At 64.9% G+C, this 10,933-nt stretch carries 10 protein-coding genes; 6 read left to right on the top strand and 4 right to left on the bottom strand.

Annotation, left to right across the window (positions count from 1 at the left end; translation table 11 throughout):
* Window positions 1-277: 277 nt before the first annotated feature.
* The gene (locus tag J3454_RS04565) at window positions 278-1,885 is read left to right on the top strand and encodes a phosphoenolpyruvate carboxykinase (RefSeq protein WP_349512562.1); all 1,608 of its coding nucleotides are present in this window, start codon (window positions 278-280) and stop codon (window positions 1,883-1,885) included.
* Window positions 1,886-1,989: 104 nt separating this feature from the next.
* Window positions 1,990-2,313 carry a hypothetical protein gene (locus tag J3454_RS04560; RefSeq protein ID WP_349512561.1) on the top strand — a complete coding sequence of 108 codons (324 nt, stop codon included), beginning with the start codon at window positions 1,990-1,992 and terminating at the stop codon, window positions 2,311-2,313.
* An 8-nt stretch (window positions 2,314-2,321) separates the two neighbouring features.
* Here the strand turns inward: J3454_RS04560 and J3454_RS04555 are convergent, their stop codons facing one another.
* Together J3454_RS04555 and J3454_RS04550 are read right to left on the bottom strand one after the other, a co-directional pair.
* A complete protein-coding gene (locus tag J3454_RS04555; RefSeq protein WP_349512560.1) occupies window positions 2,322-3,947 on the bottom strand; it encodes an FAD-dependent oxidoreductase in 1,626 nt (541 codons plus the stop codon).
* A 115-nt stretch (window positions 3,948-4,062) separates the two neighbouring features.
* Entirely contained in the window at window positions 4,063-5,907 is a 1,845-nt protein-coding gene (locus tag J3454_RS04550) for a DUF885 domain-containing protein (protein WP_349512559.1), read from the bottom strand.
* Between the two features lie 72 nt (window positions 5,908-5,979).
* Between J3454_RS04550 and J3454_RS04545 the strand changes: the two genes are divergently transcribed.
* Window positions 5,980-6,192 carry a hypothetical protein gene (locus J3454_RS04545; RefSeq protein ID WP_349512558.1) on the top strand — a complete coding sequence of 71 codons (213 nt, stop codon included), beginning with the start codon at window positions 5,980-5,982 and terminating at the stop codon, window positions 6,190-6,192.
* Between the two features lie 161 nt (window positions 6,193-6,353).
* On the opposite strand, the gene J3454_RS04540 is transcribed toward J3454_RS04545, so the two are convergent.
* The gene (locus J3454_RS04540) at window positions 6,354-7,031 is read right to left on the bottom strand and encodes an energy transducer TonB (protein ID WP_349512557.1); all 678 of its coding nucleotides are present in this window, start codon (window positions 7,029-7,031) and stop codon (window positions 6,354-6,356) included.
* Window positions 7,032-7,447: 416 nt separating this feature from the next.
* Window positions 7,448-8,104 carry an alpha/beta hydrolase gene (locus J3454_RS04535; RefSeq protein ID WP_349512556.1) on the bottom strand — a complete coding sequence of 219 codons (657 nt, stop codon included), beginning with the start codon at window positions 8,102-8,104 and terminating at the stop codon, window positions 7,448-7,450.
* Between the two features lie 188 nt (window positions 8,105-8,292).
* Between J3454_RS04535 and J3454_RS04530 the strand changes: the two genes are divergently transcribed.
* From J3454_RS04530 to J3454_RS04520, 3 genes are all read left to right on the top strand, one after another.
* A complete protein-coding gene (locus J3454_RS04530; RefSeq protein WP_502878570.1) occupies window positions 8,293-9,294 on the top strand; it encodes a cysteine desulfurase family protein in 1,002 nt (333 codons plus the stop codon).
* 97 nt (window positions 9,295-9,391) lie between these two features.
* Window positions 9,392-10,492 carry a cysteine desulfurase family protein gene (locus tag J3454_RS04525; RefSeq protein WP_349512554.1) on the top strand — a complete coding sequence of 367 codons (1,101 nt, stop codon included), beginning with the start codon at window positions 9,392-9,394 and terminating at the stop codon, window positions 10,490-10,492.
* Entirely contained in the window at window positions 10,489-10,824 is a 336-nt protein-coding gene (locus tag J3454_RS04520; protein WP_349512553.1) for a 2Fe-2S iron-sulfur cluster-binding protein, read from the top strand. The genes J3454_RS04525 and J3454_RS04520 overlap by 4 nt, the downstream gene beginning before the upstream one ends.
* The last annotated feature ends 109 nt before the right edge of the window (window positions 10,825-10,933 follow it).

The following is a 10,933-nucleotide window of genomic DNA, read 5'->3' as shown; positions in this document are numbered from 1 at the left end:
TATCCTTTGTGCCGCCGCCATCGCATGCGCCGAGCGGTAGCGCCATTGTCTGGCGGAGACAATCGCCGGACGCCTGCTTGATTCTCCGATCAGGTGCGATGCGCGGGCAGGAGCGCGAGTTGCGCATGTCCTAGCCTGTGATGGTTGCATACGTATGCGCGGCTGCTAGTTGGGGCGCTAGGCGGGATGTTGCAGATTCGCTCGCGGCTTTATGCCCGGACGCGTCGCCCCGACTTTTGCATTGCTGTCCTAAACGACTGGCTCAGGAGATACGACCTTGACCTCGCTTGCACACCCGCTGTCCGCCCAGAACCTTCACACCCGGGCGCGCCTTCATGCCAATCTCGGCACCGCGCCGCTGGTGGAACATGCGCTGGCGAAGGGTGAGGGCAAGCTGACGAAGCACGGCGCGCTGCTGGTCGAAACGGGCAAGTTCACCGGGCGCAGCGTGAAAGACAAGTTCATCGTGCGTGACGCCGAAACCGAGGGCACGATCAACTGGGGAGCGATCAACCAGCCGATGAGCGCAGAGCATTTCGCGATGCTTAAGGCGGACTTCCTCGAAGCCCTCGAAGGGCAGGATGAACTTTACGTCGCCGACCTGTTCGGTGGTTCGCAGCCCGAATATCGCGTCAACGTGCGCGTCATCACGCAGATGGCGTGGCACAGCCTGTTCGTGCGTACGCTGCTGGTGCGCCCCTCGGCCGAGGAAGTGGCGAATTTCACGCCCGAATACACCATCATTAACCTGCCCAGCTTCAAGGCCGATCCCGAACGTCACGGCTGCCGGAGCGACACCGTGATCGCGGTGAGCTTCACCGAGAAGCTGATCCTGATCGGCAACACCGAATATTCGGGCGAGATGAAAAAGGGCGTGTTCGGCCTGCTCAACTACCTGCTGCCCGCGCAAGGCGTGATGCCGATGCATTGCAGCGCCAATATCGGCGCCGACGGCAAGAGCGCGATCTTCTTCGGCCTGTCGGGCACCGGCAAGACCACGCTGTCCGCCGATGCCAGCCGCACGCTGATCGGCGATGACGAGCATGGTTGGTCGGACACCGCGGTCTTCAACTTCGAAGGCGGCTGCTATGCCAAGATGATCAACCTCTCCGAAGAGGGTGAGCCGGAAATCTACGCCACCACCAAGATGTTCGGCACGATCCTCGAAAACGTGGCGATGGAGGAGGACACGCGCGAGCTGGACTTCACCGACGCCAGCAAGACGGAAAACACCCGCGGCGCGTACCCGATCGAGTTCATTCCGAACACGTCGGAAAAGAACCTCGGCCCGGCGCCGTCGAACGTCATCATGCTGACCGCCGACGCTTTCGGCGTGCTGCCTCCGATCGCGCGGCTGACGCCGGATCAGGCAATGTATTACTTCCTCAGCGGCTACACGGCGAAGGTCGCGGGCACCGAAATCGGCGTGACCGAGCCCGAAGCGACGTTCTCCACCTGTTTTGGCGCCGCCTTCATGCCGCGCCACCCGAGCGTCTACGGTAACCTGCTGAAAGAACGCATCGGCAAGGGCAGCGCCGAATGCTGGCTGGTCAACACCGGCTGGACCGGCGGCAAATACGGCACCGGATCCCGGATGCCGATCAAGGCGACCCGCGCGCTGCTGAACGCCGTGCTCGATGGGAACATGGACGAAGTGGAGTTCCGCAAGGATCCCAATTTCGGATTCGATGTGCCGGTGCATGTGCCGGTGCTGGCGGCGGCAGGCATCGATCAGACACTGCTCGATCCGCGCAGCACGTGGGCCGACGCGGACGAATACGACGCGACAGCGCGCAAGCTGGTGCAGTTGTTCATCGACAACTTCGCCCAGTTCGCCGAGCACGTCGACGAAGGCGTGAGGCAGGCCGCGCCGGTCGCCGCCTGATTGCATCCCCGCTTGATCCCAGTCGCGCATCTGGCTTCCCGCGCTTTCATGGCGTAACAATGCTGGCGGAACATGCGGTTTCACCAGCCAGGGGGAAGACGAGTATGAGCATTCTTGACGGGATTCTAAAGAACATCGGCGGCGCCCCGGACGATGTTGCCAATCTCGCCACCAAGGTCGGGCTCGATCCGGCGCTGGTCGAAAAGGCAATTGCCACGCTGGGCCAGACCCATCAGCTCGATGGTGATACGGTCACTCTTGCAGCGGAGAAGACCGGCCTGCCGGCTGATGCGCTCAATCAGATCGTTGCAGCGATCGGCGGCGAAGGCTCGCTGAGCCATTTCGCCGCAATGCTCGACCGTGACGGTGACGGCAGCCCGATCGACGATATCATGGGCATGGCCAAGGGACTGTTCGGCAAGAGCTGACGGCCCCGTCAGCCTGCCTCGACACGGGTGTCTTCGAGATACTGCCAGATGCGGCTGACTACCACCGAACCTTCGCCGACCGCGCTCGCTACCCGCTTTACCGATCCGGCGCGCACGTCGCCCACTGCGAAGATGCCCGGCGCGGTGGTGGCGTAATCGTCGGTCTGGCCCGCCGCCGCTCCGGTCAGGATGAAGCCTTTGGCGTCGGTTTCAGCCATGCCCGAAAGCCAGCTTGTGTTGGGCGCGGCGCCGATCATGATAAACAGCGCGCGGGCGGCGATGCGCTGCTCTGTGTCACCTGTTTTCAGCGTTACCGCATTGAGCCACCTGTCGCCATGCAGCGCGGTGACTTCGCTGTGATAGTGGATGGTGATGCGCGGATCGGCCTCCAGCCGCCGCGAAAGGTAGCTCGACATCGAGGCGGCCAGACTGCTGCCGCGCACCACCAGATGCACATGCGCCGCCGTGCGGCTGAGGAACATCGCTGCCTGCCCCGCCGAATTGCCGCCGCCGATCACAACGGCATCGGTCTGGGAACAGAACCGCGCTTCCATCTCGGTCGCCGAATAGAAGATGCCTGCGCCTTCGAGTTCCTCCAGCCGGTCGAGCGGCAGGCGGCGGTATTGCACACCGGTCGCCACCAGCAACGCCCTTGCGCAGATCTCGTCGCCGTCATCCAGCGTCGCGCAGAACGCCCCGTCCTCGCGCCGTAACAGCGCCTCGACCCGACGCGGCATCACGAAGCGCGTGCCGAACTTCATCGCCTGCACCTGCCCCCGGAAGGTCAGATCGGTGCCGCTGATGCCGGTGGGAAAGCCCATGTAGTTCTCAATCCGGCTGGACGTGCCCGCCTGTCCGCCCACGGCGGTATCCTCGATCACCAGCGCGCCGATCCCTTCGCTGCCCGCATAAACCGCCGCCGCCACGCCAGCCGGGCCGCCGCCGACGATCAGCAGATCGTAAGTGCGCAGCGAACAGATATCGAGATCGAGGCCGAGATATTGCGCTACCTTGCGCGGGGTCGGATCGGCCATCCGCGTTTGCGCGCCGACGATCACCCCCGGCTCGTGGCCCAGCAAGCTGCACAGCGTTGCCGTTTCGCGATCGGCGCCGTCCATGTCGTAGCTTTGAAACGGAATCCGGTTGCGCGAAAGGAAGCGTTCGACCGCCTGCACCTGAGGATCACGATCCGCGCCGATCACCTTGATCGTGTCGTTGCGCAATTCGAACTGCATGCGCCGCCTTGCGGTGAAAACCGTGATGAGGTGATCGGACAGCTCCGGCACCCGGCCCATCAGCGCCAGCATCGCCTCGCGCGGGGCTTCTATTACCGTCGTATCGACCGCCGCGCGCATCCGCATGATGTTGGTGCCGCCGTTGAGGAAGCCGATCTCACCCATGAACTGCGTCGGGCCGAGCGAGGAGGGCAGCAGGCGTTCACCGGTGTGCGGATCGGCCACCTCGATCTCGCCCTCGATCACGTAGACGAACCGGTCCATCGGTTCGCCGATCTCCATCACGATGTCGCCTGCCTTGTAGAACCGCTCTCCGCCGATGTCGCATATCGCCGCGACATGATCGGGCGCGAGCGGCACCCGGCGCATGGTTTCAAGGTCTTGTCCGAGTGTTTCCATTGCGCGCCCCTATGCCCGATGCAGGTTGCAAGATGGGGTCAGGGACAAAGGTTTGCAATTCGGCGCTTGCCCACCCCCTAATCGCAGCGGAGTGGGCAGGCGCCGTGCAGACTGATTACGCGTTCGCCCCGGCAATATACCGGCTGACGGTGTTCGCGACGACCGAGAGCGGCGCGTTTCCGCCCAGCACCACGGCGGTGTTAAACGCCTTGAAGTCATAGGCGCCGCCCAGCTCCGCCTGCGCCCGTGCACGTTGGCGCACGATTTCACTGTGACCGATCTTGTACCCGCAGGCTTGCCCCGGCCAGCTGCAATAGCGATCGACCTCAGAGGCGACTTCCTCCGCCTTCGACCCGTTGCGTTCGACGAAGAAGCGGTTGCCCTGCTCGCGAGTCCAGCGTTTGGAGTGCAGCCCCGTATCCACCACCAACCGACAGGCGCGGAAGGCGAGGGATTGCAGGTATCCCAGCCGCCCGACCTTGAAGTCGTCATAGGCGCCCAATTCGTCCGCCAGTTGTTCGGCATACAGCGCCCAGCCTTCGGAGAAGGCATTGAAGGCGAGGATCGAACGGATCAGCGGCAGGCGGTTGGAGAACTCGCCTTCCCACACGTGGCCGGGAATCGATTCGTGGAAAGTCAGGTCGGCCAAGTCATACTTGCGGTGCAGATCGGTCGTTCGCAGGTTGATCCAGAATCGGCCCGGAATGCTGCCATCCTTGCTGCCCGCCCCGCCATAAGCGCCCGGTGCGCCCGGCTCTTCGGCCAGCGGCAAGCGGCGGATTTCGAGCGGCGGATCAACCAACTGGTTGAAGGCACGCGGCATCTGCGATTTGATCCACGCCACCCGGTCATTGATGAAGGCGAAGATTTCCTCGCGCCCCGGATCGCCTTCCGCGAATTTGTAGCGCGGGTCTTGGCTGAGCGCCTGCATCCGCTCGCCAACGCTGCCTTGGGTATAGCCGATTTCCCGCAGGATCGGGTCCATTTTGCCATGGATTTCATCGAGTTCGGCGAGCCCCTGACGGTGGATTTCGTCCGGGGTCATGGCCGTGGTGGTCGATGCGCCGACGGCCCAGCTGTAATATTCCTCGGCCATCGGCTGCGCCCACATGCCCGCGTCGTCCGTAGCGGCGGCGCGCTGCACTTTCAGTTCGGCAAGCTGCGCTTCGAGCGCGGGAACGATCCCGGCGGCGACGATGCGTTCGACCTGCACCGCAGCGCGGTCGCTTCCGACGATGTCGGCTCCAGCCATCGGCGCGCCATAGGTCTCACCCGCTCCGGCGATGCTGGCTTCCATCTGCGCAATCGCCTTGTCGAGCAGGAACGCGGGCGGCACCACGTTCATTGCGCGCGCGGCGCGTATGCGATCAAGCTCCCCGCCGAGGATGGCCGGCACTTCGGCCATGCGATCCATGAAGGGGCCGATGTCTTCCGGCGTATTGAGCGGCTGGGTCGATCCGAAGAAGCGCGGCAGATCGATATAGCCGCCGACATTCTGGATCACGACGTAGGGCGCGTTGCGCCAGCTGCCCACCGCGACATCGCCGTAAGGCATCGCCATGCCTTCCAAGGCCTTGGCAAAGGCGGTCTCGACCACTTCGAAGCCGACCTGCTGATCGCTGGTGAGGCCTTGCTTGGGATAGGCGCGGGCTTCGGCGACGAGTTCATTCAGCGTGCTGGCGTAGGCGCTGCGGCCTTCCTCGCCCGCCGTGCCAAAGGTGGAACGCCACGCGGCATAGTCTCCGGCATCGACCCCCAGGCCCGTCGCTCGGCCCGGTTCGTGGGCGAGCATCCGGTAGGCGATCCGGTCGAGTGCGGCATCGGGCGCGAGGCTGGCGATGGGCGTGCTGGCAGGTGCGGCCGCGGTTCGAGCGCAGGCGGGCAGCAGGGCAAGCGCGGAAACGCCGCCAAGACCGGCAAGAGCCTGGCGGCGGGTAAAATCGGAAAATCTCTCTCTCATCGGCGCGGTTTGGCGGGGCCTCGCGTCCAAGTCAATTGCGCGGCCGTGCGGTGACGCGCTAGAGCTGCATCCATGACGGATATCGTGCTTTCGATCGTGATGCTGGCGGCGCTTGCGCTGCTGGCGGGGGCGTTTGTGCTGTGGCGGCGGACGGGTCAAGTGAAACAGCCTGCGCTGATGGTGCTGCTGGCGGTGATCGCAGTGGCCAATGTGCTGATCTGGACGGTGCCGTCCGAAGGGGGCGAGGCACCGATCGCACAAATCAAGGCCGCCGGGGAAGGCTAGTGCACGCCATTCCGACAACTGCGAGTCACGATGCCGCAGGCTTCGCAAGGCCGACTGGCCGCCCGCAGCGGAAGCGAAGCTGAATCGCCGCAGGCGGGACACCCGACCGTGAGGTCGCATGAGCGAGGAACGGCGCGCCCGGATGGGCGCGCCGCCTCAAATTAGGGAATCTTCCAGGCGATTGCGCCTGTGAAGCTGCTCGCCACCGGTTTGCCCGTGCCGTCGCGCGCGCCATCGAACCGGGCGCGCTTGGTCACCAGATCGCAGGTCGCGGCATCGAGCGCGCCGTGTCCGGTCGATCGGGTGATGGTGCAGCCGGTCACCTTGCCCGCCGCATCGATCACAAGGGTGAAACGGGCACTGCCCGACAGGCCTTCGCGCAGCCAGCGGGTGCGATAGTCGCTATCGGTCACCCAGCGCCCCGGATCGTTGCGCGGGGCGGCGCTGACGGGGTCGAATGGCGAGGCAGTAGGCGCCGGGCCGGGGGTGCCGAAATCGACCGGGCCAACAATGGGGCCGACCATGTCTCCCACACCCGGCAGTGTCTGGATCGGGTTGTCGCTGCCGAGATCGATCGGGATGGTGTCGGGCCGAGTCACTGTGGTGGTGGCCTGCTGCCGGGTGCTGGTGGTCGAGGTCGGCTCGACCGGATCAACCGGAGGCGGCGGGGGTATCGGGATCGGCTTCACGGTAAAGCCGGTTAGCCCCTCTGGCTCAGGCACGGTCACGACCTTGACCGCAAGGCCCACCACCAACAGCGCGGCAAAGGCGGCGGGGAAGCCGAGCGCGCCGACAAGCGCGGCGGGATTGGGACGGCGGGTATGGGAGGCGTAAGTCATCAGGGGGGCTCCTCTCTCCATCATCGTGGGAGCGGCGGCCGGAGTGCTGATGACACCAACGCGATGAGCAAAACCCTCCGGCCCGCTCGGGAACGAAGGTACTATGACTTTTACTGTGGACGAAGAAGTTTCGCGTTGCGATTCAAGACGTTTTTTGTCGTCCTACCGCTTCGCTACTTGAGGACGGGTTTTTGCCGCCCCACCGCTAGGCTACTTGAGGACAGTTCATTTTCTCGCCCCGTGCCAAGGCAGAGCCTCGGCCCATCAACGGACGGGCCGCAATCGTGACCACGCGCCCGTAGGCGCCCGTAGCGAAGCGAAGGAACAGCGCCGAGGACGAACGCGCGGAGGCGCGTTCGCACACATGGACCCGCCGAGCACTGCACGCCGGAGGGCGTGCAGCACACAAAAACACCCTACTTAATCGGGCATTCTGGCGAGAGCCGGAAATCCAGATAATTATCCACCGAACCCATCAATTCGTCGAGCTCGTTCTCGAAGAAGTGGTTGGCGCGCGGGATTTCCTCGTGGTGGATGGTGATGTGCTTCTGGGTGCGCAGCTTGTCGACCAGCTTCTGCACCGCATTGGGCTGAACCACGGTATCGGCCGCGCCCTGCACGAAGATGCCGCTGGCGGGGCAGGGGGCAAGAAAGCTGAAATCGTACATATTGGCGGGCGGCGCGACCGAGATAAAGCCGCGCACTTCGGGGCGGCGCATAAGTAATTGCATTCCGATCAGCGCGCCGAAGCTGTAGCCTGCGATCCAGGTGCTCTGCGCTTCGGGATGGATCGACTGGATCCAGTCGAGCGCCGAGGCGGCATCGGACAATTCGCCGACGCCGCTGTCGAAGCTGCCTTGCGAACGGCCCACACCGCGGAAATTGAAGCGCAGGGTGGCAAAGCCGCGATCCGCGAAAGTCTTGTACATCCGTTGCACGATCCGGTCGTTCATCGTGCCGCCGCCTTCGGGGTGCGGGTGCAGGATCATCGCCACCGGCGCACGCGGGCGCGGCGGCGGAGAGAAACGGCCTTCGAGACGACCTTCAGGGCCGGGGAAGATGACTGAGGGCATCGGTAAACCTTGTGATCGAGGAGCCGCGCCGAGCCGGGTGGCGCACGCGAAAGCGGGCTCTATATAGGGCGCGATGGTATTTTCGCAATTTTTTGTAGCGGCTGGCGCAAAGTGGGGCGCAAATGGCTGAGCGGGTCTATCTCGATCACGCGGCGACATCGCCTTTGCGCCCTGAAGCTAAGGCGGCGATGGAGGAGGGGTTCCGGCTATGGGCCAACCCTTCGTCACCGCACGCCGAGGGGCGCAAGGCCCGCGCGGCGCTGGAGGATGCGCGCGAGCGGATCAAGGCGGCGCTGGGGTGGTCGGGGGAGCTGATCTTTACTTCAGGTGCGAGTGAGGCTTTGTGGATCGCGCTGAACCAGGCGAAGGTGGAACGCAAGATCGTCAGCGCAGTGGAGCATGACGCGGTGTTTGGGGCTGCGCCGGATGCCGAGGTGGTGCCGGTTCCTGATTGCGGCCTCAATGCCCCTGAACCCGATGCGCTTGCCTCGGCACTGGCCCGGGGTGGGCCTGCGACAGTCGCAATTCAGGCGCTCAATTCTGAAACCGGCACGTACATACTCAAGGCGCGATGGGAGAGTAGCCATGCCCTAGCGCAGCAGGTGCGCGACGCAGACGGGCTGCTGCTGGCTGATTGCTCTCAGAGCGTAGGGAAGTATCCCCTGCCCGATGCCGACATGGTCGTGGTCAGCGCTCATAAATTCGGTGGCCCAATCGGGATCGGTGCGCTGTTGGTGCGGGACTTCAAGCTGCTGGAACCCTCGGGCGGGCACGAGCGTGGCTACCGCCAAGGCACTGAAAACCTGCCCGGCGCGCTCGGCATGGCGGCGGCGCTCGAAGCGGGAGGGATGGAAACCTGGGCGACCGGCGAGCCTGACCGCTTTGACTTCCGCGAAGCCATATGGGCGGCAGGAGAGGCGATCGCGGTCGGCGCGCAATGTTCGCACATCTTCTCTGTCGCGCATCCCACCATTAGCGCGCAGGCGTTGCTGATCCGGCTCGACGCGATGGGTTTCGCCGTCTCCGCTGGCAGCGCGTGTTCTTCCGGCACGCTGAAGAAAAGCCGGGTGCTCGACGCCTTTGGCGTGCCGGACGATGTGGCGGCGCGCACGATCCGGGTGAGTTTGGGGTGGAACACAACGGCGCAGGATCTGGAACGGTTCGCGGACGTGTGGGCTTCGTTATGCTGACCCGTCATTGCGAGCGCAGCGAAGCAATCCAGAGCGGCGGGCGATGCGCTCTGGATTGCAACGTCGCTGCGCTCCTCGCAATGACGAGAATAAACTCATGATCTACCTCGACTACCAAGCCACAACACCGCTCGCGCCCGAAGCGCGTGAGGCAATGCTGCGTTGGCTGGGCGGGCCGGACGGCGACACCTTCGGCAACCCGCATAGCCCTCACCGCATGGGCCGGATGGCGGCGGCGGCGGTCGAAACCGCGCGCGAGCGGATCGCGGCGCTGTTGCCCGCAGGTGGCAAGGTAATCTTCACCTCGGGCGCGACCGAGGCGATCAATATGGTGCTGCAAGGCACGCCGGGCGATGTCATCACCTTTGCCACAGAACACGCCGCGGTGCTCGATTGCGCGCGCGCGGTCGAATCGCAGGGGCGGCGGTTCACGATCCTGCCTGTGCTGCCCGATGGCCGCGCCGATCTGAACGCGCTGCAAGCCGCGATCACGCCGGAAACCGGGCTGGTCGCGATCATGGCGGTCAATAACGAGATCGGGGTGATCCATCCGCTCGCCGAGGCCATCGCCATCGCCCATGCGGCAGGCGCGCGGGTGCTGGTCGATGCCGTGCAGGCCTGCGGCAGGCTCGACCTGACCGGCTTCAGCGCCGATTACATCGCGGTGTCGGCGCACAAGATGCACGGCCCCAAGGGGATCGGCGCGCTGTGGATCGGCCCCGATGCGCCGCAGCCCGCGCCGCTGATGCTGGGCGGCGGGCAGGAGGCTGGCTTGCGATCCGGCACGCTCTCGCCCGCCTTATGCGCAGGCTTCGGCGCGGCGGCGCAGGCGGCGGCGGAGGGAATGGAAGCGCAGATGCTTCACGTGGAGCGTTTGTGGAGCATCGCCCGCGATGCCTTCGCCGATTGGTCACTGAACGGCAGCGCCGAACATCGCTGGCGCGGCAACATCAATATTCGGCGTGACGGCCTCGATGTGGCCCGCTTGATGTCCGATTGCCGCACCATCATGTTCTCCGCCGGAAGCGCCTGCGCCAGCGGATCGGGGCGGCCGAGCCATGTGCTGCGCGCCATCGGATTGACCGACGTGCAAGCAAAACACTCGATCCGGCTGGGGTTTGGCCGCTATACCACCCTCGAAGATATCACCGCCGCCGCCGAGGCGATCAACCATGCTGCAAGGGAGCAGGGCCTGTGAGCATCACCATCACCTTCCGCGATCCCCACGGCAATCCGGTGGAAACGACCGCCGCGCCGGGGAACAATCTGCTGCGCGTGGGGCAGGCGGCGGGCCTGCCGCTGGAAGGGACGTGCGAAGGGCAGATGGCGTGTTCGACCTGCCATGTCATCGTCGCTGCCGAATGGTTCGACCGTCTGCCGCCCGCGAGCGAGGAGGAGGAGGACATGCTCGATTTCGCCGCCGGGGCGCGCCGCACCTCGCGCCTGTCGTGCCAGATCGATCTGACCGCGGAGATGGACGGCCTCAGCGTCAGCGTGCCTGCGGAAAGCAACGATCTCAGACGGATGTGACGCGCCGCGTCCGCTGTCTCGGCGCACGCGAAAAGGCCCTGCCGCGCACAAGGGCGAAGCAGGGCCTCGGTTCGACCGGCAACTTAAGGGGGCATAACGCCGCCGGTCT

The organism is Erythrobacter sp. NFXS35 (genome assembly GCF_040148725.1).
GTDB lineage: Bacteria > Pseudomonadota > Alphaproteobacteria > Sphingomonadales > Sphingomonadaceae > Erythrobacter.
This window is presented reverse-complemented; position numbering and strand designations above follow the sequence as displayed.